At 69.9% G+C, this 26,302-nt stretch carries 32 protein-coding genes; 17 read left to right on the top strand and 15 right to left on the bottom strand.

Annotated features, from left to right (window positions below; all coding sequences use genetic code 11):
* Positions 1-495: 495 nt before the first annotated feature.
* Both ACIP84_RS35520 and ACIP84_RS35515 read right to left on the bottom strand, forming a co-directional pair.
* Positions 496-897: an SSI family serine proteinase inhibitor gene (locus ACIP84_RS35520; protein ID WP_401803829.1), complete on the bottom strand. Its 402-nt coding sequence runs from the start codon at positions 895-897 to the stop codon at positions 496-498.
* Positions 898-1,010: 113 nt separating this feature from the next.
* Positions 1,011-1,547 (bottom strand): hypothetical protein, encoded by a 537-nt coding sequence (locus ACIP84_RS35515; protein ID WP_401803827.1) that lies wholly within the window; start codon positions 1,545-1,547, stop codon positions 1,011-1,013.
* Between the two features lie 105 nt (positions 1,548-1,652).
* Here ACIP84_RS35515 and ACIP84_RS35510 point away from each other — a divergent pair, with 105 nt between their 5' ends.
* Positions 1,653-1,868 carry a hypothetical protein gene (locus ACIP84_RS35510; RefSeq protein WP_401803824.1) on the top strand — a complete coding sequence of 72 codons (216 nt, stop codon included), beginning with the start codon at positions 1,653-1,655 and terminating at the stop codon, positions 1,866-1,868.
* Positions 1,869-2,098: 230 nt separating this feature from the next.
* Entirely contained in the window at positions 2,099-2,347 is a 249-nt protein-coding gene (locus ACIP84_RS35505; protein ID WP_401803821.1) for an SH3 domain-containing protein, read from the top strand.
* A gap of 55 nt (positions 2,348-2,402) precedes the next feature.
* Here the strand turns inward: ACIP84_RS35505 and ACIP84_RS35500 are convergent, their stop codons facing one another.
* The gene (locus ACIP84_RS35500; protein ID WP_401803819.1) at positions 2,403-2,741 is read right to left on the bottom strand and encodes a DUF6233 domain-containing protein; all 339 of its coding nucleotides are present in this window, start codon (positions 2,739-2,741) and stop codon (positions 2,403-2,405) included.
* A gap of 502 nt (positions 2,742-3,243) precedes the next feature.
* Between ACIP84_RS35500 and ACIP84_RS35495 the strand changes: the two genes are divergently transcribed.
* Positions 3,244-3,495: a hypothetical protein gene (locus tag ACIP84_RS35495; protein WP_401803816.1), complete on the top strand. Its 252-nt coding sequence runs from the start codon at positions 3,244-3,246 to the stop codon at positions 3,493-3,495.
* Positions 3,492-4,490 carry a hypothetical protein gene (locus tag ACIP84_RS35490; protein ID WP_401803813.1) on the top strand — a complete coding sequence of 333 codons (999 nt, stop codon included), beginning with the start codon at positions 3,492-3,494 and terminating at the stop codon, positions 4,488-4,490. Before ACIP84_RS35495 ends, ACIP84_RS35490 begins: the two co-directional genes overlap by 4 nt.
* A gap of 116 nt (positions 4,491-4,606) precedes the next feature.
* On the opposite strand, the gene ACIP84_RS35485 is transcribed toward ACIP84_RS35490, so the two are convergent.
* The gene (locus ACIP84_RS35485) at positions 4,607-5,491 is read right to left on the bottom strand and encodes a Ku protein (protein ID WP_401803812.1); all 885 of its coding nucleotides are present in this window, start codon (positions 5,489-5,491) and stop codon (positions 4,607-4,609) included.
* A 504-nt stretch (positions 5,492-5,995) separates the two neighbouring features.
* The gene (lexA, locus tag ACIP84_RS35480; protein WP_401803810.1) at positions 5,996-6,682 is read right to left on the bottom strand and encodes a transcriptional repressor LexA; all 687 of its coding nucleotides are present in this window, start codon (positions 6,680-6,682) and stop codon (positions 5,996-5,998) included.
* Between the two features lie 891 nt (positions 6,683-7,573).
* On the opposite strand from lexA, the gene ACIP84_RS35475 reads away from it, so the two are divergent.
* From ACIP84_RS35475 to ACIP84_RS35455, 5 genes are all read left to right on the top strand, one after another.
* Complete coding sequence (locus ACIP84_RS35475; RefSeq protein WP_401803808.1) at positions 7,574-8,515, top strand: hypothetical protein; 942 nt, start codon at positions 7,574-7,576, stop codon at positions 8,513-8,515.
* A gap of 7 nt (positions 8,516-8,522) precedes the next feature.
* Positions 8,523-8,753 (top strand): hypothetical protein, encoded by a 231-nt coding sequence (locus ACIP84_RS35470; RefSeq protein WP_401803805.1) that lies wholly within the window; start codon positions 8,523-8,525, stop codon positions 8,751-8,753.
* 220 nt (positions 8,754-8,973) lie between these two features.
* Positions 8,974-9,105: a hypothetical protein gene (locus ACIP84_RS35465; protein WP_401803803.1), complete on the top strand. Its 132-nt coding sequence runs from the start codon at positions 8,974-8,976 to the stop codon at positions 9,103-9,105.
* A 272-nt stretch (positions 9,106-9,377) separates the two neighbouring features.
* Positions 9,378-10,484, top strand: coding sequence for a DUF5954 family protein (locus ACIP84_RS35460; RefSeq protein ID WP_401803801.1), 1,107 nt, complete (start codon positions 9,378-9,380; stop codon positions 10,482-10,484).
* A gap of 110 nt (positions 10,485-10,594) precedes the next feature.
* Positions 10,595-11,278 (top strand): HNH endonuclease family protein, encoded by a 684-nt coding sequence (locus ACIP84_RS35455; RefSeq protein WP_401803798.1) that lies wholly within the window; start codon positions 10,595-10,597, stop codon positions 11,276-11,278.
* A 231-nt stretch (positions 11,279-11,509) separates the two neighbouring features.
* Here the strand turns inward: ACIP84_RS35455 and ACIP84_RS35450 are convergent, their stop codons facing one another.
* The 10 genes from ACIP84_RS35450 to ACIP84_RS35405 form a co-directional block, all read right to left on the bottom strand.
* Entirely contained in the window at positions 11,510-11,731 is a 222-nt protein-coding gene (locus ACIP84_RS35450) for a hypothetical protein (protein WP_401803795.1), read from the bottom strand.
* A gap of 31 nt (positions 11,732-11,762) precedes the next feature.
* Complete coding sequence (locus tag ACIP84_RS35445) at positions 11,763-11,969, bottom strand: hypothetical protein (protein WP_401803793.1); 207 nt, start codon at positions 11,967-11,969, stop codon at positions 11,763-11,765.
* Positions 11,970-12,004: 35 nt separating this feature from the next.
* On the bottom strand, positions 12,005-12,172 hold the full coding sequence (locus tag ACIP84_RS35440; RefSeq protein WP_401803790.1) for a hypothetical protein: 168 nt from the start codon (positions 12,170-12,172) through the stop codon (positions 12,005-12,007).
* 239 nt (positions 12,173-12,411) lie between these two features.
* Positions 12,412-12,657, bottom strand: a complete 246-nt coding sequence (locus ACIP84_RS35435; RefSeq protein ID WP_401803788.1) for a hypothetical protein — start codon at positions 12,655-12,657, stop codon at positions 12,412-12,414.
* Between the two features lie 315 nt (positions 12,658-12,972).
* On the bottom strand, positions 12,973-14,025 hold the full coding sequence (locus ACIP84_RS35430; RefSeq protein WP_401803785.1) for a DUF6292 family protein: 1,053 nt from the start codon (positions 14,023-14,025) through the stop codon (positions 12,973-12,975).
* A gap of 55 nt (positions 14,026-14,080) precedes the next feature.
* A complete protein-coding gene (locus ACIP84_RS35425; protein WP_401803783.1) occupies positions 14,081-14,485 on the bottom strand; it encodes a hypothetical protein in 405 nt (134 codons plus the stop codon).
* A gap of 439 nt (positions 14,486-14,924) precedes the next feature.
* Positions 14,925-15,809, bottom strand: coding sequence for a DciA family protein (locus ACIP84_RS35420; protein ID WP_401803781.1), 885 nt, complete (start codon positions 15,807-15,809; stop codon positions 14,925-14,927).
* A gap of 13 nt (positions 15,810-15,822) precedes the next feature.
* Entirely contained in the window at positions 15,823-17,313 is a 1,491-nt protein-coding gene (locus ACIP84_RS35415) for a transcriptional regulator (protein ID WP_401803779.1), read from the bottom strand.
* Between the two features lie 1,253 nt (positions 17,314-18,566).
* Positions 18,567-19,331: a GntR family transcriptional regulator gene (locus tag ACIP84_RS35410; RefSeq protein WP_401803915.1), complete on the bottom strand. Its 765-nt coding sequence runs from the start codon at positions 19,329-19,331 to the stop codon at positions 18,567-18,569.
* 2 nt (positions 19,332-19,333) lie between these two features.
* Positions 19,334-19,879, bottom strand: coding sequence for a UTRA domain-containing protein (locus ACIP84_RS35405; protein WP_401803778.1), 546 nt, complete (start codon positions 19,877-19,879; stop codon positions 19,334-19,336).
* A gap of 424 nt (positions 19,880-20,303) precedes the next feature.
* Here ACIP84_RS35405 and ACIP84_RS35400 point away from each other — a divergent pair, with 424 nt between their 5' ends.
* From ACIP84_RS35400 to ACIP84_RS35365, 8 genes are all read left to right on the top strand, one after another.
* On the top strand, positions 20,304-21,173 hold the full coding sequence (locus ACIP84_RS35400; RefSeq protein ID WP_401803776.1) for a hypothetical protein: 870 nt from the start codon (positions 20,304-20,306) through the stop codon (positions 21,171-21,173).
* Between the two features lie 103 nt (positions 21,174-21,276).
* The gene (locus ACIP84_RS35395; protein ID WP_401803773.1) at positions 21,277-21,717 is read left to right on the top strand and encodes a hypothetical protein; all 441 of its coding nucleotides are present in this window, start codon (positions 21,277-21,279) and stop codon (positions 21,715-21,717) included.
* A 168-nt stretch (positions 21,718-21,885) separates the two neighbouring features.
* The gene (locus ACIP84_RS35390) at positions 21,886-22,317 is read left to right on the top strand and encodes a hypothetical protein (protein WP_401803771.1); all 432 of its coding nucleotides are present in this window, start codon (positions 21,886-21,888) and stop codon (positions 22,315-22,317) included.
* 118 nt (positions 22,318-22,435) lie between these two features.
* On the top strand, positions 22,436-22,582 hold the full coding sequence (locus tag ACIP84_RS35385; protein WP_401803768.1) for a hypothetical protein: 147 nt from the start codon (positions 22,436-22,438) through the stop codon (positions 22,580-22,582).
* Positions 22,583-22,744: 162 nt separating this feature from the next.
* Complete coding sequence (locus ACIP84_RS35380; RefSeq protein WP_401803765.1) at positions 22,745-23,053, top strand: WhiB family transcriptional regulator; 309 nt, start codon at positions 22,745-22,747, stop codon at positions 23,051-23,053.
* A 224-nt stretch (positions 23,054-23,277) separates the two neighbouring features.
* The gene (locus ACIP84_RS35375; RefSeq protein WP_401803762.1) at positions 23,278-23,838 is read left to right on the top strand and encodes a hypothetical protein; all 561 of its coding nucleotides are present in this window, start codon (positions 23,278-23,280) and stop codon (positions 23,836-23,838) included.
* A 180-nt stretch (positions 23,839-24,018) separates the two neighbouring features.
* Positions 24,019-25,746: a DUF2637 domain-containing protein gene (locus ACIP84_RS35370; protein WP_401803760.1), complete on the top strand. Its 1,728-nt coding sequence runs from the start codon at positions 24,019-24,021 to the stop codon at positions 25,744-25,746.
* Between the two features lie 144 nt (positions 25,747-25,890).
* Entirely contained in the window at positions 25,891-26,172 is a 282-nt protein-coding gene (locus ACIP84_RS35365) for a hypothetical protein (protein WP_401803758.1), read from the top strand.
* Positions 26,173-26,302: the final 130 nt, after the last annotated feature.

Raw genomic sequence — 26,302 nt, 5'->3', positions numbered from 1 at the left:
TGGGCGGGCGGCGATGCCTTGGCCGGAGGTTGCGCGTCGGTGCGGCCGGGCGTGGGCGGCGTGGGCGGCGTGTCCCCGACTTCGGCAAGTTCTTCCCGTGCAGGGGCCTCCGTCGGGCCGGGCTCGGATGGAAGCAGGGCCGGAGGCCTGTCATCTGCGGGGGCGAGCGGTGCGGGCCGCGCGGCAGGTGGAGCGGGAGCGGGGATGTGGGGGACCGCTACGCAGCCGGTGGTCAGGGCGGCGGCCAGGAGGAGAAGAGTGGTGCGGCGCTTCATGGTCGCCACGCTTCCGCAGGTGAGGCGGCGGCGGGTAGTGACGCGGCGCGGGTCCACCGTGACGAGTGACCGGAGGGTCCTTAGTGGACGTGGCAGCGCCCCTGCATGGGGGCAGGGGCGCTGTGCGAGGCGGGGTGGGGTGCTGAGGACCAGTCGGCTCGGCCTCCGCCTCGCAGATCAGGGTAGGGGCGTCATGTCCGTGTTCGCGGCGGAATGACCATTAGAAGGAGAAGACCGGGCCGGTTGCAGCGCTGGCCAGACAGGCGTTGCCGTAGGTCCGGGTCCATTCGACGGTGCGTCCGCGGTAGGTGCCCTGTGCGGAGAAGGTGACGGGCGAGTGCTCGGTGGTGCAGATGCGGGCCGGGTCGCCGGGGAGCGCGTCGAGGTCGCCGCCGGCGGTGTCGAGTGCGGCGCAGGCCTCGGCGCGGTGGGGGTGGGCGGGGCGGTCGCTGGCGGGGCAGTCGAGCCAGACGAAGGCGACGGTGTCCTGACCGTCGATGGTGCGCTCGGTGGTGAGCTGGAGGCGGGTGTCCTGGGTCTGGGCAGGTGCAGCGGCGGTCGCGGCGGGTGCGAGACCGGCGGCGAAGAGCGTGGCGGCGAGCACGGAGACGATCTTGTTCATGATCGGATCAACGGGTGCGGGTGCGGCCGGTCACGTCGCTCGATGGAGTCACACCTCCGGGCGGCCGAAGCCCGGCCGGGGCGGCGCGGTGGCTGAGCCACGCGGCCGAACCGTCACTCCGTCCGGGGCCGGGCGGCGCCGATGGCGCTGTCGATGATCGCGCAGACAGCCAGGAGATCGCCGCCCTCGATCACCGTGCCTGGGTCGTTCGCGAGGCTCTTCGGGATGCCCTGGACGCAGTGGACCACGGCGAACAACGCGATCCGCTGTTCAGGGGAGAGGGGCTTCATCTCGGCGATGCCGTAGATGAGTCCGTCGAGTCGGGTGCGTGCCGACTCCGAGATGCCCCCGGGGCCGTGCCGGTCGGTGTCGTCGCAGTCGGCGGGGTCAAGGCTGGTCATTGCCTCCTCGACCGCGTCGGCCAGCGGAGCGCAGATCCAGGCCTCGGGCGGAAGGGGCAGGGCTCGGATCCAGTCCGCAGCCCGTCGGCCGACGGCTGCCGCTTCGGAGAGCGCTTCGGCCTCCCCCCGCCACGGCTCACGTTCCTCCAGCTCGTTGCCCACGGGTTCGGCTCGGACGAAGAACGGCACCTCGCCCGGGACGGGCTCGGGCCCCTGTTCGGCAGCGGCCGGCAGGTAGTGAAGAGTCATGACCGGTCAACGACCCTGGCGCCGTCAGGAATCGCCACTCCCACAGGCAATGTCAGCCCCTCGTGGCAGGGTGGCAGAGCCTGGCGGCGCCCTTCCTTGAAGCCGATGCCGCCGCCAGGCCCCTCTCACCCCAACTCGACGGGGCACACCGTGGAGAGCTACCGGCTGACGTGGACGAAGGATGGACGCGAGGAGCGGCGGGTCTCCGCCGTCAGCTACAGCGCGGCCGCGGCCGAGACCTACAACGCACGCAAGAAGCGCACCGCCGCCGAGACCGGCGTCAGTGACATCGAGATCGTGCCGGTGAAGCCCGGCGAGTAACCTGCGGGACCCGCTGGCAGTGGCGCGAGGCCAGCGCCGGCCGGCTGCGGGGAACCGGCGTGATGTGTCCCTCGTCGGGGTGATCACGACAGCCGGACCGTGACACTGCCCCGGGGGTGAGGTTGGCCGGGCATGCGAATGATGATCTCCGGCGTGGCCGTGGCTGCCGCTCTCATGGCTGGCTCTGTTCCCGCGCTTGCGACCGCTCCGACGGCCCCCCGGACCGGGCCGTGACCGAGCTCAACTCCTGCGGATACGACGTCGTGGGCGCTTCGGTGAACCTGCGGTCGGGGCCGGGTACCCGGCATGCCTCGCTCGGGCATCTGCACAGGGCGGACTCGGTCACCGTCGACAGGAAGTCGGGGGGCTGGTACCGGGTGACGACCGACGGGCGGTCCCGGTCCGGCATCCCCGGCGGCACCACGGGGTGGGTCGCCGAGCGGTATCTCCAGCCCTCGGTCTGCATGCAGCTCGACTAGCTCAGGGCACGCCGCAGGGGAACCCGGTCGTTCTCTCCCCGGCCGGGGCCGTGCGTCAGCCGAGGAGGCCGAGGTCGGAGTCCGGGCGGCATATCGCGCAGGCCTGCACCTGGCCGGCGTGCAGAATCTGGCGGGCCTCTTCGCGGGTGAGGGGGCCAATGTTCTTCCCGGCCATGCTGCAGTCGCCGATGTGGACGCTGTCCGGCACGCGGCGGCCCTGCTCGCGAAGGTAGGACAGCACCCACCCGGGCCCCTCCCTCCGCTGCCGGACAGGGCGGAGCGCGGCCTCGCGGGTCTCGACCTCGGCGATGCGGGCCCGGACGCGCTCGAGGGAGACCGTCAGCCACGTCTCCAGGGTCCGCAGGCGGGGCAGGTCCGGCGGCAGCTCGGACATCAGCCGACCGGACGCTGGGGCTTCTGTGCTGCGACGGCCTCCGCCTTATGTGCCTGGCACAGAGGGTTCCCGCCGAATCCGTAGCGGTGGCAGGGAGCCTGGCAGCGAGCGCATCTCCCCAGCAACTGGGGCGGGCACTGCTGGGGCGGGAGGTTGACCGGCGCGGGGGTGGTCATGGCGAATCCTCAGGTCGGGCGGGGCGGCCGGGTCAGGGTAGAACTCGGGTGTGACTGAGCGTCGTAGTTGGCCAGTCTGAGCGTCATAGTTGGCCACGCCATCTGACCTGCGCAGATGTGTCCTCCTGGCGGGAGGAATGCTCTCCAGCCCGTGCACTCCACCGCGCCAGCCGGGGGTTCTGCACCCCTGACCTGCGCAAATGCCGTGCTCAGACCGGCCAGCTATCGCGCTCACTGGCCAACTACGACGCTCAGTCACATCGGGGTCTCGGATCCCGCGTGGCACACATGGCACGAGTATTCGAACACGTGCTCTAATCGAAAGTATGCGCCACATCCCCTTCCCTGACGACCTCGTCCGCGCCCAAGCGGCGTGGACGCGGACGTACGAGGACCTCGCCCGTCCCCACACCCCGGGGACCGCGAGCGTCACCGCTCTGCGGCGCCGTCTGATCCGGCTCTCCGCCGCGGTGTACTACCACCCCTACTGGGCCCAGTCCCGCCGGGTATCCGGGCGCCCGGAGCTTGTGCTCCAGGCCCGCGCCACACAGCACACACACGGGGAGGGAGCGGCATGAGCGGTGAGCAGGACAGTGTCGTCTGGCACGTCCGGTGCCGGCCTGACACCACCCCCGACAGCCACCGCCGGATTCTGGATCTCCTTGGCGACTTCACCCCCACCGTGCAGCCTCTTCCGCCGCTGGCGGCGCTCGCGCAGCTCAAGGGCGCGGGCCGTCTGTTCGGTGCGGCCCCGGAGCGGCTGGCGGTCCGGTTCCGGATTCAGGCGCTAGCGAAGCACGGCATCGACACACATGTCGGTGTGGCCGATACCTGGTCGACGGCCGCGACGGCCTCCGCGCACACCGGCCCCAACGGCGTTCTGCACCTGCCCGACCACCGCGCGGTCGAGGCGTTCCTCAGTCCGCTCCCAGTCCGGGCGCTGCACGGCATCGGGCCCGCGCAGGCGGCCGCGCTGGAGCGGTACGGCCTGCACACGGCCGGGGCGCTCGCGGCGATGGAAGAGGGCGTGGTCTGCCGGATCCTGGGCGGGAAGGCGGGCCGCACACTGCGCGACCGCGCCCGCGGGATCGACCCCCGGGCGATCACCGCTCACCGCATGCCCCAGTCCACCTCCACGTTCCACGCTTTCGACCGCGACGTCTACGACCCCGTCCTGGTCCGGGCCGGGCTGCTGGACCTGGCCGTCACCCTCGCCGAACGGGTCCGCCGCCGCGAGCAGGTCATCCGCAAGGTGACCCTGTCCGTGCGGTTCGCCGACGGCACCAGCCTGGACCGCACCCGCGCTCTCCCACAGCCCTCCGCCCACACCGAGGATCTGCGCACCGCGACCTTCCGGATCTTGGACTCCCTCGCTTTCCAGCGGGCGCGGATCCGCCGGATCACCCTGACCGCCGAAGACCTCCGCCCCGCCGACGAAGGTCCCGGCACACAGATCTCCCTCGACCTCGCACGCGAGCAACGGCTCTCACTGGAGCCGGTGCTGGACCGCATCAACCGGAAGTACGGGCGGCGTCTGGCCGGGCCCGCCGGCGCCTACCGTCGCGCGAGCTGACCGGCGGGATTCTGCTGCGCGGCTCTACAGAGTGCGCAGGACAACAGTGACGACCTTGCCGAGGATGACCGCGTCGTCGCCCAGGATCGGTTCGTAAGCAGGACACGATCCGAAGGTCAGGCGGTCTTCCTGCGGGTCGTCTTCTTCGCCGCGGTCTTCTTCTTCGGCTTGGCGGGCATCTCGTGCACGGTCGCCTCGCCCCCACCGCTCTCGCCGCGGCGTTCACGGGCGTCCGCGACGGACTTCTCCAGCGCGGCCATGAGGTCGACGACCGGTGCGGCTGCCTTCTCCTCGCCCTCGGTGGGCTTGGGGGCCCGGTGCTCGGCCTTCGCGTCGATGACCTCGTGGAGCGCCTCGGTGTAGTGGTCGGTCACGTCCAGGTCGGTGATGGAGTCGACGGTCATCGTCTCCATCAGTGTGAGCGCGCCCTCGATCTCCTCGTCGGTCAGCTCGATGGCGGGTGGGGTGATCTCCTCGGAGGAGCGGATCTCGTCGCCCCAGTGCAGCCCGGACAGGAGCAACGCGTCCTCCAGGGGACGGAGCAGGCCGAGGCGCTCGCGGCCGCGGAGTGCGAACTTCGCCACCGCGACCTTCTCGTTGCGCTCCAGTGCCTTGCGGAGTAGCACGTACGGCTTCGACGCCACGGCGCCGTCCGGAGTGACGAAGTACGAGCCGGCGCCGTACTGGACCGGGTCGACCGCGGACCGGGCGACAAAGGCCACGATCTCGATGGCCTTCGCCGTGGGGAGCGGCATCTCGGCCAGGTCCTGCTCGGTGATCGGGATGAGGCTGTCTTTGCTGACCTCGTAGCCCTTGCCGATCTCGTCCTCGCGGAGTTCCTGGCCGTCGATCTCGCAGGTCTTGCGGTATCGGACCCGGCCGCCGTCTTTCATGTGCACCTGCCTCAGCGACACGTCGTGCCGCTGAGTGGCGTTCTCCAACTTGCACGGAACGGTGACGAGCCCGAAGGAGATGGCTCCGGACCAGAGAGGACGGGGCATGCGGTGCTCCTCCACGGCCCCCCTTAGGCGTGCTCCCAGGCTATGCAGATGCCTCCCGTGATCGCATGCCCCCGCGGGCTACCCGGTGACGTGGACGCGGAGCTCGTACCGGGCTCCGGTGCTGATCTCCTTCGCCTGCTGCGCGAGGTCGGCGCCGGTCCATTCACCGGCGTGACGGCCAGGGCGGGGTGGGCCCGGTGCGCGCCTCTGGCCTCCCGTGGGGAGCCGGGAGGCGGGCGCGGCCCCGCCTGTGCGGGCGCGCGAGGGCGGGGCCGGCGGCGTGGGTGGGGACGGGGGCGTGGGTGGGGACGGGGGCGCCGCGTGCCGTCACCCTGCCACCGACCTGTCCGGGTACGCCAGAGACGTGCACGAATCAGCTCGTGGCATATGCGGCACCTCGTGCAGACAGTCCGCAGCCGGGTTGCCGGACCCGCCGGTGTCTACCGGCGCGCGAGCTGGCCGGAGATCTGCCAGGCGAGGCCTGCCCGGGTGGCGGCCCGGCCGCTACAGGGCGCGCAGGACAGCGACGACCTTGCCGAGGATGACCGCGTCGTCGCCCAGGATCGGCTCGTAGGCAGGATTGTGCGGCATCAGCCAGACGTGGCCATCCTCGCGGCGCAGACGCTTCACCGTGGCCTCACCATCGAGCATGGCGGCGACTATGTCCCCGTGGTCCGCGCTGTCGGCCTGGCGGACGGTGACGAAATCTCCGTCACAGATCGCTGCGTCGATCATGCTGTCGCCGACCACCTTCAACGCGAAGAGGCGCCCCTCACCGACCAGCTGCCGGGGCAGCGCGAGCACGTCCTCGACCGCCTCTTCGGCGAGGATCGGGGTTCCGGCCGCAATCCGGCCGACAAGCGGGACAGCGGCAACGCCAGGACCGGCCGAAGTCGGCGCGTCGGGAAAGTCCATGGTCCAGCGGGTGCGTACGCGGTAGGCGCGCGGCCGGTGCGGGTCTCGGTAGAGCACCCCCTTGCGCTCCAGCGCCATCAGCTGGTGCGCGACGGAGGAGGTACTGCTGAGCTTGACCGCGGCACCGATCTCCCGCATCGACGGCGGGTAGCCCTGACGGTTCACCTCACGCTCGATGAACCGGATGATCGCGACCTGCCGGGGTGTCAGCCCCTCCGCGTTGACACTGGTCCCGGGCGGCCGCCCGGGCCGACCTGCGATTTCGGCAGCATGCATGGTGTACCCCCCTGACGGGATCTTGCTTGAAGGGGACACTAACCCGCCAACCAGTACATAGGGAACACTGATTCGATATCCGTTAGCCGCTGGCCGCGATACGCATGGGGGCGCCTCTCCCCCGGCCTGGCGTCGGCAGCGGGCCCTCACGGCAGCGGAGCCCTGGCGTCAGACGCCCGGCACCCGCCGGCCCCGGGACCACTGTCGGCGGTCGTGCCGTCAACGGGCCTACGAAGCTTGGCGGGAGCGGCGACGGGCGGCGGCCCCGGGGCTGAACTCATCCTGACGGAGATCTCGCGACCTCTTACCCGCGTCCACTGCGCAGAGGTAGCGTCGCTGGTCCGAGGCCTGATCTTGGGCCCGCTGGAAGGAGGGAGCGAGACATGCGAATCGACACCGGATGGGGTCTGGCGGCCGATCCCGAGTGGGGTAGCTGAGCAAGAAGACCGTCACTCTCCATCGCCGCGTGGCAGCGCATCTCGGTCACGACGCCTATCCCCACCCCCAGCCGCTCACAGAGGTACCCCCCTCCTGGTCGACGCTGCCGACACACGGTCTGCGGCCGGCGAAGGGCTGCTGATGCTCGGCTCTCCGGAGGTCGTAGAGGCTGCACACGGATGGGCGCTCGCCGTGATGGAGGTCGAGCATTCCTTACACACTCCTGGCTGCACCGCAGACACGTGGTCGGACCAGATGGGGAAGCAGCGAACGGCTCGGGAGAAGTACTACACGGCGATCCGGCGCGACATGGAGCTGCCGCCCGGGCACTCAGGGCGGTGGCAGCTCCCGCCGACTCAACCTGTCTGAGTCACGACAGAATGATCTCGAATCCTTCAGCGTCGGTAGTGCGGGGATGGTGTCGGCGCTGCTTCTCGCCAGCTGGTGGGCGATGTGCTGCTCGAACCGCTCGACCTCGGCGAGGGCCTCGGCACGGGTGCACATGACGGCGAAGGAGCGGATGAGGTCGGCGAGGCGCTCGCGCTCGGTCATCGTTTCTCTCTTCCGGGGTGGCGTGTCGGAGGCGGGCGGCATGATGTGCCGGTGAGTGGACTGTTGCAGTACTTCGAAAAGAACCCTGAGATCTTTGCCGCGCTGGTGGCACTCCTTGTCGGGGTCAGTGCCCTCGGCGGTGCGAAGCTCCAGGCGAACGCAGGACGGGCTCAGGCGGCAGCGGCGCGAGAGGCTGCGACGATCACCGCCGAAGCGCAGCGAGTGGCTGCGCTGTGGACCGTCCGCCAGGTCCAGATCGCGCAACTCGTCCGGGTTTCCAGCGAACTACGTCAGGCATGCAACCGCCTGTGGCTCGCTCATGACGAAGGGCAGGCCAATCAAGTCGGCGCGAAATCAGCTGAGCTTGCCATGCTTTGGGCCGAAGCCCGGCTCATAGCAACCGAGAATGTTGTCGCAGCCGCAGGAGTTCTGGCTATGGAATCCCTGGCGTTCGAGGAGACGACCATGAAGTATGCGCAAGTGCTTCAGGCGAAGAAGAAGTTGGCTCGGTATGTGCCGGAGGGCACAGCGCAAGCCACCGAGGTGGCACAGGTGATGGCTGCGATGCGCGGGGAAGACCCCGAGGTGTATGCGCAGGCGCTGCACGACGCTCTGCGGGGAGTGCTGGCGCCAGCGGAGATCTACCACCTCGTTGCTTACGGCCACGTGGCGGTCGAAGAGATTGAGGTGCTTCGCAGCCGAGTCGTACAAAGGTGCTTGGTTGCTGAAAACGAACTGGTGGATGAGACCCGTGCCATGCTGCGATCCAGGGACGATGTCGCCCCTGCGGGGCCAGTGCGGCGCCGTCTCCTGCGTCGTAACTCGTCTACCGGTTCGGCATGATGTGCCGGTGAAGTACTTCGAGGACAACCCTGAGATCTTCGCCGCCCTGGTCGCCGCCATCGCCATCCTCGGTGGCCTTCTCGGCAGCATCATCGGCGCCAAGTTCCAGGCGAACGGTGGGCGGGACCAGGCCGCAGCGGCCAGGGAGGCGGCGAAGATCGCGGCCGAGGCTCAACACATCGCCGCGTTGTGGTCAGTCCGACACATGCAGACCGCTGAGTCTGACATGGGGCACTGACATAGGAGTGGAGTCATCGTAGGGCGCGCCTGTGGCCTCCCGTGGGGAGCCGGGAGGCGGGCGGCTGCCCTGCCTGTCGTCGGCTCGGGACGGAACCGGCGTGGCCCGCCGGGCAGGGCCGGCAGCGCGCCCGCGGGGGTGAGGGCGGGGCGCATGCCGTTCACCCTGCCACCGCACTGGGAGGCTTCCCTAGAGCCGTGCATGAACAAGCCTCTGGCATATGTGGATCGCGACGGGGTGGGGCTGCCTGTACTCCTCGCTCCACTGGTGGAGTGAGCTGGGCACCCTGCGCGACGACCGCGGCCGCACCGTCGACACCGAGTCCTTGGGCCACCGCCACCACTGCCGCTGACCCCAGCCCCCCGGTCCCCTCACATCCAACACGGAGACCGGGGCACCGTCCTGTTTCCCTGCTCAACGGGATGCCGGAGACCCACCGGGAGCGGCACAGCGCGCTGTCCGCCAGGTCCCGATGGACACCCAGATGTCGGTCCGATGCCTGTCTTTGACGAGTCAGCACGATGCTTGCACGCCCTTTATCTGAAGCCCAGGCCCGCCACCTGGGACGGTGGACGATCCGGCGAAACCGTGATGTGGCTGCGCTCAGGCCGCCAGGATGGCGGCATGAGCGAAGCAGGTGCGGGAGCGGACGGGTGGCCGGTGGTGGTGAGGGTTCCGGTGGAGCCGGTAGAGGCCGCGATGGAGGCCGACGCCCGCGACGCGGCGGTGCGCAGCAGCGGTCTGGTCGTACGCGGCCCGCTGTTCGGGGTGGCCGCGCAAGGCGCGAGCGGCGGGCGGCAGTGGCGGGTGGTCCTTGAAATCGCCCATGGCTGTCCGCAGCGGGCGCGTGACGCGCTGAACTCGCTGCTGTGGTTCCGGGCGAAGGATGAGGCAATGGCCCCGGCGGAGCGGAGTGTGCTCCTGGAGGCGGTTGCTCGGCTGGAGAAGGAGTGCGTCGACGAGCTCACTGTGCTTGGCACCCGCTACCGCGTGGTGCGGGCCGAGGAGTACGCGGCCATCGACGAGCATGGCGGTATCGAAACGCCCCGGCCCACCGACTTCGAACCCCTCGCCCCCGACTGGAGCCCCGGCGCCGGCGCCGACAGTCCGCGGGTCGACGACGGCCTCGTCCTGGACCCGGACGCGCCCCTCTCCCCGCTCCAGGCGGCGGAGCGCCTGTCCTTGCGTTCCCTCGCCTACTCGGGCATCCGGTTCCCCGAGCCCGTCCTTCACGACTCGGCGCGGGCGGTGGAGAGTCACCCGGACGTCGTCCTCATGCCGCCGGCGTTCCTGATCGTCGAGCGGTCCGGCACCGAGTCCTGGACACCGGGCAGCGGTCTGCAGGCCACCGCCCACGACGCGCGGCGGACCCTCGCCTTCGCCCTGACCTGGATGGAACCGCGCACGCGCGGTCTGATCCCCTACGACGCCGAGCCAGAGATCGACGCGCACACCGTCGTGGCCGAGAACACCAGCCCGGCGGCCGCGGAACTGGCGGTGTTCGCCGATGCCGCGGACCGGCTCCGAGCCGGCCGGCTCAACGAGGTAGAGGCTCACGGCACCGTCTACCGGATCGGCCGCGCCCGCCGCCTCCTGCGCTGGGGCCCCGACGGACCGGAAGGCCCACGCCCCTCCGACATCAACACCCACGCCCCCTACGCCCTCCACCCGCGCATGGATGAGCACGGCACCGTCTACTTCGACGAGCCGGAGGAAGGCGGCGAGCCTTGACGGCGTGAGCGGGAGCGGAGCGTTTCTCCGGTGAACCTCTTCACCCGCGCGGCTGAGCCGAGGGCGAAACCGCTGGCCGGCGGACGAGAGTTGCCGATAGTCCAGCCTTCGTGATCAAGAACATGCTGCGCGGCGCTGCCGCGCTCTCTCTTCTCCTGACCCCGCTCGCCCTGCCCTCAGCAGCCGTCGCGGCACCAGCCGCTCCAGCCGCCGCCGGGGTCTTGAACGTGGCCGACGCGGTCGAACTGCTCCCGATCGCGCTTGAGGACCGCACCGGCTACGAGCGGGAGTCGCAGTTCAAGCACTGGAACAAGGGGCTGGACCCTGGCGACGGTTGCCACACACGCAACGAGGTGCTCCTTGCCGAAGCTGTCGAATCGCCGACGGTGTCCGCCCGCTGCAAGCTCGCCGGGGGCACATGGCTCTCGTATTACGACGGCCAGGAGGTGACCGACCCGGGGAAGTTGGACATCGACCACATGGTGCCCCTGGCGGAGGCGTGGGACTCCGGCGCGAGCGCCTGGACTGCGGCTCGGCGTGAGGCCTATGCGAACGACCAGGGCGCGGCCGCGAGCCTGGTGGCCGTGACGGGACGGTCGAACCGGTCGAAGAGCGACAGGGACCCGCAGGACTGGATGCCGCCCCTGCCTGACGTCCACTGCCGTTACATCTCCGAGTGGGTCGCCACCAAGCTCCGCTGGGGCCTCACCGTCGACCAGGGCGAGGCCGACGCCTTGAAGGTGTACGCCGAGGCGTGCGAGACCACCGTCGTCCACTACACCCCCGCCCCGTAGCCAGCCCGGGAACGTACTGTGCCCCCGCACCGGGGATCACTGGGTGCGGGGGCACACGGGAGGCGGATCAACTGACCAGTCGGCCCGACCTCCCAGACCCGACCGTAGCGGTCTGGCGACGGCTGCAGGCAGGCGTATCGGTTCGCCGCCGCCCGCACGGGCTACACGCCCACGCCGGTGGTGACGGACAGGTTGACGCACACGTTCCGGCAAGGCCGAGCACGGGGCGGGTCAGTCGGCTTCGACGTAGGTGACGATGAGGATGCTGCCGAGCGCGGTCGCGTAGAAGATGACGCGGATGCCGTCGTGCTGGTAGTCGCGGAGTGCGGACGCGGTGGCGTGCGGCTTCACGTCAGTGGGGTCGGCCGCGATCACGTTGAGGGCCGAGTCCAGGCGGGCGGTCTGCTCGGTGGTGAGGACGCGAACCTGCGTCTCGGCCGGTTCGATGAACACGATCCGGGGCCGGCGGCCACCACGGGAGTGCTTAGGCGACACCCTGCGCCCCGCCGTCGTGCTCGGGCAGGCCCTTCTCGGCCCGGATGTCGTCCCAGTCACGGCATCGGTCGAGGTCGATGCCCTCGGCGGCAAGGTTCTCGAGCACGTAGGCGAGCGCCGGGTTCCCGGGGAACTCGGCGCGCGCGGCGTCACGCAGATCCCGCTGTTCAGCCTCGTCGAAGGTCAGGTGCGCCATCACGGCCCCCATCCGGATCGGGTACGCCTCCGAGGCTAGCTCCTCGGCACAGCTTCCGGGTCCACGTCGTCGAGGAAGCGGCTCAAAGCTGCGCTGTTGATGGACTCGATCTCCCGCTCGTACACCTGGATGCGGGCTCGCTTTCGTTCGATCTCCGCCGCCAGTGCCGCAGCCTGGGCTTCGAGCTGGTCGACATGGGCCACGGTCCGGGCTGCCGCGCCTTCGACGACCTGAACAGCCAGGTTCTCCGCGTCGTGCAGGCTGGCCCAGGAGGCACGCGGCGCGTAGTGGGCCAGCGCTCCCTCGAGCGCCTGCCTCCCGCCCCGGCTGTAGATCTCGGCGAATGTGTCGTAGTCGGGTTCCTGAGCATGGGACCTCCTGGGGTGTGCTGCAGCCTGCTGATAACGACCCCGCGCGGACGGAGGTGACGCGTGACTCCCGTTCAGCCTTGCCTGGTCCGCGGGGGTTCGGTGGACAGCACCACCCACACCCGCCGGCCTCCGTCGGAGGTGTCGGTGCCGCAGCTGACGGTGCCGGGGACGGCAGAGAGGCCGGCGAGGACCGCATCGTCGGCGCTGGCAGCCGCGTGGCCGAGGACGACGACGAGGAGCATGTCGTCCTGGTCGGCGAGGTGGATGCTGATCCGCCAACCCTCGTCAGCGGAGACCGCGTCGACGATGAGTCGCACGGTCTCCTCGACGGCCTGGTCGGCGGGGTGGGTGTACCCCAGCCGCGAACCGACTCGGTGACCTTGGCATCCAGCTTCGACACGATCTTGTCCGCCGGCTCTGGCAAGGCCCGGCCAGAGCCCGGAACACGGTGAACCGCGCACTGGCTGCCACTCTCTGGTGGTGGCCGATACGGGCCAGCCCCTGGCCGTACGTGTCGCAATCGGGCTGCTGGGTGCACACTGCGTCTCCCCCGCCCCCGCGGGTGTGGTGGAGGGTTCGGTCCGGACTGCGCGCGGGCGGGCGTCGGTGCCCACATCTCGGCTGCTGGTGCGTCAGGGCTTGGGGTGAGGCCGCTTGGTGCCCATGCGGCCGTCGCGCAGGGCGGCGAGGAGCTCGTCAGGGTCGGGCTGGAGTCCGCTGCCCAGGTAGCGGATTCCCTCGCCCTCGGGCGGGGTGTCGGTGTCCTTGCCGATGGGGTGCCGGCGGCTGGTGGCGGTGCGCCAGCCGAAGCGGGAGTCCCACACTACGGCTGCGGCAGGCTGGTCAGGGTTGAGGATCACGGCGGTAGCCAGGGCGTCGCCGTCGAGCTGGCGGATCTCGACCTGGGCCTGCTGGGCGATGCCGGCCGCGGCCAGGGCGTCGGCGGTGTGCTGCAGGTAGGGCTGGGCGCCGCGGGCGTGGAGCTCGCGCTCAGCGTGCGTGACGGCGGCGCGGTGGGTGATGGCGGGGTAGCCCAGCTGGAGAGCGGCGTCCTTCAGGTCGAGGCCGGGCTGCTGCTCGACGAGGTCGGCGATGCGCCGGCCGCGGAGGGTGGCCAGGCCGGTCTGCGCGGTGGGGAACTTGGTGATGCCGAGGGTGTCGGAGACGGTCTCGACGGTGACGGCGGGGTCGGCGTCCAGGAGCTCGGCGATCCGGGGCAGGATCTGGTCGCGGGGGATCATGTCGCCGCTGCCCTCGCGGCGGCCGCCGCCGGCGCCGCGGCCGGGTCGGTTGTCCTTGTACGCGGTGACCAGGCGGCGGGGCCAGTGCTCGGTGCCCTTGGGGCCAGCAGGCACGAGGACCATGCCGGCGACCAGAGCCGGATCCTTCTTGTAGGTGTTCCAGGTGACGGGTTCGATGCCGAGCGCCTGGGCGGCCTCGTGGCGGTCGAGGAGGTCCTCGTCGTCGTCGACCTGGGGCAGCTCGGGGATGGGTTCGCCGGCGTAGAAGGCCTTGGTCTGCTCCGAGTCCCAGAGCTGGTTGCGGGCGTCGGGCGAGCTGATGGGCGCCGGGTGGCCTTCTGCCGCGTAGGGCTTCTGGTTTCGAAGCGTGGTGAGCTTCTTGCCGAGGGCGTCAGCCAGGTCGGACATGGTCTGGACGTACGGCAGGCGTCCGGCGCGGATCACGTGCTTCTCCTTCATCACAGGGCGGGGCGCTCGTCGCGCCCCGCCGGCGGGGGTGTCAGTCGGTCGTGGGGTCGGGCAGGCAGTCCGGGTTGCACGGCTCGCCGGCCTCGGCGCCGCATCCGTCGCAGGGGCGGGCGGCCGCCTCGAGGAGCGGGCGGAGGTGAGCGAAGGCGCTGCCGGCGGTGGTGTGCGGGGTGAGGCGGCCGGCGGCGATGAGGTAGAGGGCGTGGGGCGGGTTGGCGGTGGTGCGCACCCGGAGGCCCGCGGTGTCGCCCGGGCCCGCGGCGAGGCCTGGAGCCGCCAGGACGCCGGCGCCGGGAACGGCGGTGACGCCGGCCTCGGCCAGGAGCTCGGCAAGGTGGGCGAGTTCAGCGTCTGCGGCCTCGGCGGTAGCCGGCCACGCGGACGCGGCAGCGTTCTGCGTCGTGCTGACGGCGGAGTGGGTGAGGGAGAGGGGCATGGGGCCTCCTGAGTGGGTGGGTGTGTGTTCGGCGCTGCGGGCTGCCACCACCCGCGAGCAAGACAACATTACCTAGCTTGTATCATCACTGGCAAGTCGGCTGGATCCGCAACGCCGCCTCGTACGGATACACTCAGAAGCGAGATACGCCTCTCGGGTCTCCCGGAGTGTGTGTTTTCGGTTGGCCGGCGCCCTTGCCACCCGCCTCGGCGGAAGTGGGCGCCGGCCGCTTTCGTCTCCACCGACCCCCGAACCAGCACGCCCGTCATCAAGGATCTCTGCGCGCGCCGCCGAGCACGACCACTTCCGCATCCGGCTGGCTGCCGACGACCTGCCCGATGCGCTTGTAGACGGTCACGGAGTTGCCCACGGGAAGTGCCTTCGGCCGCGGTCAGGCTCAGTGGCAGCCGTCCTGCTTCCGAAAGCAGAGGAGGGGCGCTCATCCGGTCTGGCGCAGGGCAGGCCTGACGGCCGGTACCGGTTGTCCGGCACGTTCCGCGCGGGCCCGCAGGATCGCGGCGATGCGGATGTTCTCGTTGTCTTGGCGCTGCTGGGCGCGGATCTCCTCCAGCGAAGTCGGCGTCTCGTCCTCCTGGTTGTCCTCGATGTCGGGGAACATGCGGGTGCCGAGGTCGCGGCGGAACTGTTCCTGGCGGCCGACGGCGGCGGCGAGAGCGGGGTCCTGCTGGAAGGGCATGTAGGAGGCGTGGTGGAGGGCAAGCACGCGCCGGAATCCCTCGGAGGCTGTCTCGCGGGTCTTCACCGGACCTGCCGGCTCGGTCGCCGTCTTCCCGGTGGCGGGCGCGGGGGCTGGGACGGCGGGGAGGGCGCCAGGTTGGCGGACCCGGATCGTCCGCACGGCGGCCGTGCCCGACGTCTCGTTGATGGCGGTGATGATCCGGGGGGTCATGAGACGCAGCTGGGTGGCGTAGGCAGGTGAGTCGGGCATCAGGTCGAGCTGTCCGGTCTGCGGGTCGTAGGCGACGGCGGTGGTGTGGGCGGCGAGCCTGGGGGCGACGGCGGCGGCGAAGTCGGGCCAGCGGTCCAGGATGCTGCCGCCGGCGGTCGGGACATTCCAGCCCCGGTCGGCCAGCAGGCCCTGGAAGGCGCCAGCGAGTCCGACCGGGGCCCGCCCGTGGTACTGGATGGTCGACTTCCTCTTCGGGCGGCGGGCCGGGCCGGGCTGGTCGGTGCCGCGCTGCTTAGCGTCCTGCCGGGCTCGCTGAAGCATGAGGCGGGCCAGGTCGGCCCCCGACGGTTCGGTGCTGGCGGCGGAGGCGTCCGGGTGGGCGGGGACGGCGGTGGTCTGGGTGGTGTCGGTCATGGTCGATGTCTCCTCAGGCGCCGTAGGTGAGGGTGGTCAAGGAGCTGCGGCGGATCTGGTCGATCCGGCGGGCGCGGCTGATCAACTCCGGGCCGTAGACGCGCAGAGCGTCTTCGGGGCCGCAGGCGTGGATGGTGTCGTTGATCAGGCTGGTGTCGCCGTGCGCCAGCCCGTCCTGGGCAGCGGCGCGCAGTTCGGCGAACTCGTCGTCGCCGACCTGGTAGGACGCCGCACCCGAGGCGAAGGGGTCGTCGGGGAGGTCCTGGGCGGCGGTCCGCGAGAGGTTGTTGAGCTGGGCGATGGCACCGTCGACCTCGGTGCGGACCGCGCGGCTTGCCGGGTTCTGCCAGTCGCCCTCGTAGCGGTCGCGCTCGGCTCGGACGCGCTTGATGTCGTGACGACGCTGGGCCTCTTGGGCGCCGCGCCACTGTGCGACGGCGTCGGCGCGCTTGGCCGGGGTGTCCAGCACCTGCTCGGCGTTCGTGAGCAGGACTGCGAGCAGGCCGGAGCCGCGGTGCACTTTCTGGGCGGTGCCCCGCAGGTGCAGCCACGCCAGGACTTCGGTGGTGGTCCATCCGGCATCGGCGACGTTGCGGGAGACCCAGGAGATGCGGGGCACCGCGCAGCCCCGCAGCCACTCCACCTGCTGGGTGAGCTCCCGGCCCATCTGGAAACGGCGCCCAGTGATGTTCAGCTTCCGGCGGCCTTCGGCCAGCTTCCGCCCACCGGCCCTTACCTTCAGCTTCTTCCTGCTCGACGACTCCTTCTGCCCGCTTGCGAGCTTGCTCTCAGGGGGGAGCGAAGTAGTACCGGTAGCAGAAGAACCATCAGCACCACCCTCCATTGGGGTGCAACGCGACCCTGCCGAAACAGCCGCCTCAGCGACCCCTTCAGCGCCCACCGCGGCACCCGTCGGAGCTGCCTTCGAGCACTCCTTCACCGACGTCGTCGGCCGGGGCCGGCGCACCTTCCGGGCAGCCTTCCTACCCAGGCGCGCCATCAGCCCCCGGCCGGCCTCCGCGATCCCCGTCACCGCACGCGTGTACGCCGGAGCCAGCTCGTCGCGCTGCACCGTACGGATGCCCAGCGCGACGTCGAACTCGGGCGGGATCATCCGCGCGAACTCACTGGCCTGCGCCGGACCGCCGGACACCCTTGTGCCTCGGACGATCCACGCGATCAGCCCCGTCTCCCGCAGGATCTGCAGGTGGTTCTGTACCGACCGCTCCGACAGCCCCGTGCGGCGCACCAGGTACTCGATACCCGGCCGGCACGGGAAGAGCCGCGCAAGCTCCTGGGCGACACGCACGGTTGTCGGCCCGAAGCCGCGCGGCCCGTGGGACCGGTGACGGCGCGGCTGGTACAGCCCGGACCCGGCCACCCAGTGCACCGCCTGCATCCACGAATAGCCATCCAGCGCCACCCGCCCCACCGACGACGACAGCCACTGCGACGCTTCCGGCACCCACAGCTCCGGCTCGAGCACATCCTGTCCGACACCCATCTCACCGGGCTCGCCAAGAACACCGTGGGCGCCGCACCGGAGGGCACCCGGGAGGCCCTGACGTGTTCTTCCCTTGGCGGGACGAGGCACCGGGATGACCCCGGCGACGGCCTGTACCGCCGGTGCCGCGCTCAACGGCTCACCTTCCGGGACACCACGGAAAGGAACCCGACAACGAGCACCGCCACCGCCGGCTCGGAGAACTGTCCTGCGATGAGAGGCGAATACGCGAGGAATGGGAGGTCACACGACCGGAAGGGTCGGGGAGACGCTGATTTGTGACCATGAAGTTGTGTGACGGCCGTCACATGATCCGCTGGCGTAGGCCGCATTCGGTTCCGGTGCCGCGCCATCAACGGAGCCGCGGCCATGGCGTCGCCGATCAGCCCCAGCGGCCTCGCGGACTCCGTCGCAAACGCGCTCACCGAACACTGCCGACGGCCGCGACTGGAGCGACATGGGCACGGAGTGCCGCGAAAGGCAGTGCGCATACCGCGTGAAAGCGGATCAAACAGGCGTAGCTGGGCTGGAAAAAGGCATGGCAGTCCTGCACAATGGCTCCTGTCGTGGAGGCATCGCCAAGACGGCACAGCGAAGCCCCTGTAGGTGCTTCGTGGTTCAGGGAGAACCAGTACGAGTGTTCGGATCCGGCTGCTAACCGGTCCGGACAACCCCTTCGATCGGGCTGCTAACCCGATCGGTGTCAGGAGGGGGCGCTCAGCCGAGGTGCTCTTACACCTCGTGGACTGGGCGTCCCGGCGGCTGTTTGCCGCCCGTCGTGACTACCTCGTGAAGACCCCCGACAGGGAGAACCGCCCGCGCTGCCTGCCAGCTCGGAAGTTGGTGAGGCTCGTCCGGGCCCATCGGCCCACCCTCAAGTCGGCGCCACGAGGTTCAGAGGAACGCAGACACCCCACCGGAGCGACGCGCGTTCGTCGCTGCCACGGTGGGGTGATGTGTGTCCGCGTGCGGGTACGGGTACCCTGCATCACGCGACCTCCTTCCTCTAGTAAAGGGGTTCGCCGGACCGGGTTACCCCGGTCGAGAGCCCCTGGAGACCCTGGCAGGTCGAACGGGGCTATTTCTTGTTTACTTGTGGATCACGATTCGAGGGACACCCTACTCCCACGATCTGCCGCAGAGTGACGGCAGGTGACGACGTGTCGAGTAGGTGTAGCGGTCGACCGAAGACTACCACCTTAAGGCGTGCTGGCTTAAGGTGGTTAGCTCTCTTGGCATCCTCGAAGCTCATGTCACTCCACGGTGCCGCTGTATCGCATCCGGTATCTGTGTGCAGCCTTGGTCATCAGGGACACCTCGATCGGCCGTTGGTCGTCCGACCGGACCACGCGGAACGTCACCATGACGGGCATGTCCTTGGGGAGCTGAAGGGCGATGACCTCCTCCTCCGTGGGAATCTCCGATGAGACCTCGTCTGTGAAGGAGCGGGGTGGGTATCCGAGTTCGGCCAGAAGCGTCGGGGTGCCGCCTTTGATCTTCCGAGGCTCCACCACGGCCGTGCCTTCGGCCAGTTCGAGCGGATAGAACGAATGGGTTAGTTCGGCGGGCTGGCCGTCGAGGTGGAGGACCTGCTTGCGGAGAATGGCTTGGCCCGCCTCCTCGAGCCCGAGGGCGCGACGGACTTCGAATGGGGGGGTGACCGACGCGACCTCAAGCAACGTCACCGAACCGCGCTGTGAGCGCTTCTCTGCTTCAGTAATCCAGCGATACGGCTCTCCCGGGGCTGCAGGTGGCATGTAGATCTCGGGTGAAATCGACTGCTGGGTCCCACCTTGGACGAACACCCCCTTGCCGGGTTGGCCAATCAGGAGTTCCTCCGCCTTGAGCATCTGCAGCGCCTTCTGCACCGTGGTGCCGGCGACGTTGTACTCCGCCATGAGCGCGGGAGTGGACGGCAGTCGGGAGCCTGGGGTCAGGTCTCCGCGCGTGATCTGCCGGCGAAGCGTAGCTGCGATCTTCTGGTGAGCCGACCGAGGGTCAGAGATTGGCCTGGTCATCTTCAGCTTGTTGCCTTCCACTGTCGGTACTGAAGGTGTCGCGTCATCGTCATGACGCTGACCTCTATCGGCTCGTTGGCGGTGGACCGGGTGAAACGCGTCAGCACTAGCACGGGCGTACCCGGCTTCAGCTGCAAAGCCGCGCACTGGTCAGGAGCTGCGATCGCGGCGGCGACGTCCTCGAGCGGCCCATCCTCGGGGATGAACCCGAGAGTTGCCAGCAGGCTGATCGCTCCGCCTCGGATCTTCCCCTTCGTCGCGAGGGCCGTCCCTCGGGCCACGCTCGGGGGGTAATAGGAGTCAGCGAGTTCGATCGGGGCACCATCGAGCAAGATCAGTCGGCGTCGGACCACGGTCAGCTGGCCGGGCTCGATCTGGAGGAACTCGCGGACGACGCTCGGCCCTTCGACTTCCTGGACCGCGAGAAGTTCCTGGGCCCCCCTCCTTCCGTGTGCGGCTGCTTCGGAGCTCCAAGCGTCCTCTTCTCCATCTCGACGGGCCGCGAGGTACGGCTGTGCGTCTCCGATCCACGCGTCGTCGCTGCTCACGGTGTGTCCTCTCCGTCATGGCCGACCTGTCGGAACCTTAGTGCCATGAGACTTTCACCCACATGGCCAACCATAAGCCTTGTGCCCTTAAGGCTCATGGGCTTATGGTCTCACATGGGTCGCCCCGCAAAGGCAGACCTCTGGAAGGCACCTGCTCAGCTTGCCCGAAATGAAGCTGGCGTACGTCAAGCCGGGTCTCTTCCAGGAATGCTGCTGGACCGCACCATCGCAGTTGTTGCCACCTCGGTGGCCCCAGGAGTCTGAGGCGACTAACTCCTCCTGGGTCCAGGACTTCTGCGTGCACCGTCGCAGCGCGTATGCGCTGTCAGTCCAACAGGACGCCCGGCATCTCCGGTGCGGCCTGGTGGGCCGAGAGAGCACCCGCGACGCATTCCTGCCCCGCTTCGTCCGTGAGGAGTTCCCCATGACCGCAGCCCTCCGCGAGATCGAGACCACCAGCCGCGAGCGCAAGCTCAGGACCCGGTCCCGCACACGCAGCCACCTCGACACCCTGGTCCTCTCCACCCTCCACCCGCACGAGTACGACCTTGACCCGGCCTGCATCTCTCTCATTTGCCCGAGCTGCCGCACATGGGTCCCGATCCGCGTCGCCCAGACGGAGCGGGCCACGGCGAAGCTCGTCCCGCATCACACCGAGCCCGCCGGCACCGAAGACCCCGTCCGCTGCCCTGGCAGCCACCGCCTGGTCGACATGAACGTCACCGTCAGGCGCTGGTCGCAGCGCTTGACCGAGGGCGTCGCCGAGACCAACGGCCGCCGCTCGAACCGCGTAACCCGTAAGCCCCAGACCGCAGTCACGCCTGCCGTCATGCAGATCATCGGCGGCCTGGTCGACGACAAGACCGCACACAAGCTGGACGAGGCCCACATCAAGGGCTGCTCCAACTGCACCCTCACAGACGAAGAGGGGAACTTCCTCCGTGCCGCAGATCTCGCGGCCCGGTGCACGGACGGCCGCCGACTTGCCCAGCTCGCCGCCCACACCAAGCGCGCCGCTCCCGTCCGTACCAAGGTTCAGCTGGACCGCGAGGACCGGAAGGACCGTCGCGGTTGGAAGCTGCGTCTGCTGCACGAGCAGCAGTGGGCCCAGCACACCGAGGCGGTGGGCGCCGCCGACATCCAGCGGGTCGACGACACGCTGACAGCGGTGATCCAGACGCTCAACCCGCGCAAGACCAACGCGCCACAGCTCACCGACTGGGAGCGCGCCGAGCTCATGAGCGTGATCGCGCTCCTGGCGACGCAGAAAGAACAGCTCGAACGGAACCAGTAGGTAGCACGCCCCGCAGACCCAGGCCCCGGCCGCCCCGATCACGGGGGCGACCGGGGCCTTGGTCGCTCCCGTCCCGCCCGATCGCCTTGACCCGGAGGACCTGATGCAGACCACCCTCGCCCCGACCGACCGGCTGACCGCCAGGCCCCACCACGACGAGGAGGCATTGGACGGTCAGACCCTCGCTCTCCTGGACGCTCTCGACGTCCCGCTTCCCAACCTGGACGACGGGCTCGATGTAGGCCTGGACGTCCTATTCGGCACGCCGCTGGAGTTGCACGAGCCGGCGGCCACCATCCGGGAGCGTCGCCGGTACGCTGCCGCGCTGGCCACCACCCCGGCCGACCAGCGCTTCGCCCTGTCGCACGCCCACGCCGCCGAGATCGCCGCCCGGGTCGACGCCGCCCGCGACATCGTCGCCACCGACCCGACCGTCACCGCACTCGTCCGCGAGCGCTTGGTCGACGCCCTTCTCCCCTATGCCGCCCGGCTGCGCCGGACGATCTGCACGGGCCGCCGCCGTACCGAGCCCGCCGCCGCCTGACCACCCGGCGCCCGGCCAGTTAGCTCCCGGACCAGTGACCGCAGACCGCCCCCGCTCCGACTCCGGAGGCGGGGGCGGCCTGCGGCTGCTCGTACGACAGCCGACCGAAAGCAGATCGGCCCCCGGGTGCCACCGGAGGCCGATCCTGGACCCCTGTAGGAGGCCCCGTTGTTCCCCTCCAGCATTCCACACACCACTCCGCTGCTGATCGACGACCGCCCGACATCTGCTGACACGTTCCAGACCTACCGCAGTGGTGCGCGCCCCGCCGTTCGGGCGGGTCTGCCTGTCCGAGCCGGGGTCATCGACGACGTTCAAGACGAGGACGACGCCCAGGGCTACGAGCCCGAGGCCCGACTGCACCAGCTGGTGCGTCACCTCGTCTCCGACGGTGACTGCCGCGCCGAGCAGACCGGCCGCCAGGCCCGACGCACACTCGGCCACATGAATCCGGGCTACGAGCGTCAGGAGGTCCTGACGTTTGCCCGGTCGGTGAAGGCCGCTGAGGGCGCGAGCCCGATTCGTTCGTACCGGCAGCGCCGGAGCAACGACTCGCTCACCCCGGCTCTGGCCGGGACCGGCACGGCCCGAGGGGAGTGAGCGCTGTGACTGAAGCCGAACGCGCCGAGCTGTCGCGCAAGAACGCAGAGCAGAACAAGAGGTCGGAGAACCACCAGAAGTGACCGATCGCCAGAAGAGCGAATTGTACCGCCGGTACATGGCTGCCGACACCGCCTACCGCCGTCACGCCGCTGGCTGTCCCGGCTGCACGCCCACCGCCCCGAGCCCGAAATGCCGGGCCGGGGCGCGGCTGTACGAGTCGTTCTCGACTCTCCAGAACGCCTACCTCAACCACCTGAGCTAGCGCGACTCCGGCATTGCCCATCGGCCCCGCGCTCCGTGCGGGGCCGATGGAGAGCGTCGGGATCACCCCGCTCCGGCCTGTGCGGCCGTCGACAAAGCAACAGCCCCAGGGCCGCAATCCCCGGGGCTGCTCTTTCAACAGGACCCTGTCTGGAGGCCCCTGATGAAGTACATCGTAGCCACTCTCCACTATGCGCCCGTGTCCACCAAGACCGCGCCCGCCGAGCCCCGCGGTGCCTGCACCAGCGTGGATGACCCCGACCTGTTCTTCCCCAACGGCAACACCGGGCCCGCGCTCCTGCAGATCAACGAGGCCAAGAAGATCTGCGCGACCTGCCCGGTGATCGCCGACTGCCTCCAGGGTGCCCTGGAGCGCGGCGAGCAGTCCGGCATCTGGGGCGGCCTGTCCGAGGACGAGCGCCGCGCGCTGCGCCGACGCAAGTCGCGCGCCCGGTCCGTCGCCGCCGCCTAGACACCGAGGAACCCGGGGCGCCCCCCAACACCCGACAGAGGCCGGGTGGCAAGCGTACGAGCCGCACACCACGGCTCGGGACCCACCTCAACGACACCCCCGGAACTGCTGTGGCGCGGGGCGACCGCCCCCCCCCGCGTCCCCGCAGCTCCGCAGCTCCGCTCCCTCCCTGACGCCCCGACCAACCGGCCGGGGCGCTCCCCTTCACCCGAGGAGAAATCCGCATGACCACCACCAACACCGACGTCGCGTTCACCAACAGGACCCTCACCCAGGCTGCCGGACTCATCAAGGACAGCTTCCGGCCGGTGTGGACCGGCCCGTCCGGCGAGGAGTCCACCGGCGAGGCCGTGGCCCTCCACATGGAGGCCACGATCGCCCTGCTCGACAAGGACGGATGGATCCCCACCTACAACCACGGCACCGACTGGTCGAGGGGCGCGGACCTGACCACCGACGACTCCATGACTGCCGAGGACATGCTCAGGCTGCTCCTGCGCCTGGTGCGTGACGAGATCGACGACGTTCCGCAGCGCACCCTGCCCACCGCGCTGCGCCACGTCGGCGAGGCCTGTGAGCACGGTGACACGGACACCGCTCACATCGCCCTCACCGTCCTGGACCTTCTGGTCCAGGCCCGCACCGGGTCGGACACCGCTCGGGCCACGCCCTGGTCGGAGCGGCTGCACCGCACTCATGCCGACGTCGCCCTTCTCCTGACCGCCGGCGCCCGCTTCGCCCGGGTGCATGGGCCCGGCTCCGCTGAGCCGGCCCAGGGCGTCTGACGGGCCGGCTTTCCTTCGCGCTCCCTGAGTTTCCTGTCGTTCCTCGCCCGCATGCCGAGGGGCGGCGGAGAGCTCCGGGGCTCCGCCCTGGACCTGTCCAACCGGCCTGGGATCCAGGACTGCGGCGACGGGCTGACCGTCGCGGCCGGCTACCCGGCACGACCGATCAAGGAGTACAGCATGACGATCCACGCCGACGCGGCCCGTCCGCCCGGTATCCCCCTCCCGGCCGACGCCGACGCCCCCGGCCTTCACCCCGGTGACCAGGAGTCCGACGAGCACGTCGACAAGCAGTCCGTGGAGCGCGCCTACGCGAAGTGGGAGCTGTGGCTCGCGGGCTTCGGTGCGTTCCTCGGCACCGCAGTCGCCGTTCTTGGCCTCTACTCCTCCTTTGGTGCCCTGTACGACAAGGCGAAGCTGCCTGCCGCCGAGGGCGGCTGGGCGTGGGACAGCCCGTGGCTGCTGCCGGTCGGCATCGACGTGTCGATCTTGGCTTTCGGCATTATCAATCTGCTGCTGATCCGGTCGGGCCGCCCGCTGTGGTGGATTAAGTGGGTGCCGCGGGGCGGCACGATCGCCACGATCTATCTCAACTGGGAGGCTGCGAACACGGTTCCGGCGCAGATCGGCCACGCCGCCCTCGCCGCCCTATGGGTGATCTTCTCCGAGATTGCCGCGCACCTGTATGCCGCGCACATCGGCGAGACGACCGGGGCGCGGCGGATGGGCAAGATCCGTCTGTCACGGTGGCTTACCCAGCCGCGGACGACGTGGCTGATCTGGAAGCTGATGCGGCAGGAGGAGATCACCTCCTACGAGGACGCGCTCGCTCAGCATCAGGAGTGGATGGTCTACGCCCAGCAGCTGGCCTCGAAGTACCAGACGCGGCGGTGGCGCCGGCGGGCCACTCAGAAGGAGCTGGCTCCCTTTCAACTTCGCCGGGTCGGCCTTTCAGTCGAGGAGGCGCTCGCTGTCCCGCTGATGGAGGACGTCCGCGAGACCAAGCGTCTCGCCGAGGCGGCTGTTCAGAGGGCTGAGGCCGAGATTCAGAAGGTCAAGGCTGATGTTCAGATCCAGACCACTCGGATTCAGGCGGAGGTCGACAGGATCCGTGCCGAGGGCCGCCTGAAGATCGCCAAGGCGGAAGCGGAGCGCGAGGCTCAGGCGGAGATTCAGAAGGCCGAGGCGGATGCTCAACTGCGCGAGGCGCAGCGTCAGCATGCGCTCAAGCTTGCCGAGGACAAGGCAGCCGCTGAGGCTCAGGACCTCGCTGACGAGACCGAGAAGCGCCGTACCTCGGCCCGCATCGAAAGGGAGAAGGCGCAGGCCAAATGGGGTCTGGAGCAGCAGCGGATGGCCTCGGAGGCGACGGAGGAGACGCGCCGTATCCAGGCTGACGCCGCTGCCCGCTTCGAGCGCGAGGAGGCCGCCCGGCGTGCCGGGATCGTCGAGGCGGAGCAGCGTGAGGCCCGCGCCGAGACGGACCGGAGGAAAGCCCTCGCGGACGCCGCTGAACACGAGCGGCGGGAGGCTGAACAGCGGGCGCAGGCCGTGAACGCGGTCAAGCAGGAGCAGCTCGACAAGGAGGAGATCGCTGCTTCCGCCGCCCGCGAGGAGAAGGCGAAGGCGGAAGCTGCCGAACACGAGGCGCGGGCCGCTGAACACGTGGCCCGCGCGGTTGAGTACGCCGCCCAGGCCCGGATGAACCAGGCCGAATGGGACGCCCACCGGGTCGCCGCGATGATCCAGGCCCGCGGCGAGAGCGCAGTCACCATCCGCGTGATCTCTGAGGAGCTCGGCATCTCCACCGGCTCCGCCCACGACCGCAGGACACGCGCCGTCCAGCTCCTCGAGAAGCAGAAGGAGCAGGGCGGCCAGGGGCCCGAGGCCATCCTGCGGGCGGTCTGACAGGCCGCTGAACCGCGCAAACCAGCAGCTTCGACGGTCCACCGGGTCCCGGGGCGGGACAAGCGCCCCGGGACCCGGTGAGGGCGCCGAAGCGCCGGTACCCACCCTGCCACGACCCCGCTCCGCAAGGAGGTGAATCCGCTCGTGACCAACCCCAACCCGCCCACCCCGGCCACCCCGTGGGACAACCCGCCGGAGCGGAAGAAGACCCTGCGCCGTAAGCGTGCCGAGAAGCTCGCCCGCCGAGCCGAGCACTGGGGCGCGCGCCTGGCCGAGGCCCGCGCCGAGGGCTCCGACATGGAGGCCTCCGTCCTCTTCGACCGGCTGCGCGGGGAGTTCGACCGGCTCCCCGAAACGGCCCGCGAGCGTGCCTACGAGGACGTCGTCCAGGCGCTCGAGCGCCTCCGCGAAACGCACGCTCAGTAACCGCCCCCGGCTGTGACCGGGGCTGTGACAAGAGCTGTGACGGCGGCTGTGACCGCCGAAACCGACCCCACCCGTACGGCCACGCGCACTCGCGCGCACGAGCGCGTGCGTGCGCGCGCGAGGGTACGAC

The sequence above is a fragment of the Streptomyces sp. NPDC088707 genome (assembly GCF_044752725.1).
Lineage (GTDB): Bacteria > Actinomycetota > Actinomycetes > Streptomycetales > Streptomycetaceae > Streptomyces.
This window is presented reverse-complemented; position numbering and strand designations above follow the sequence as displayed.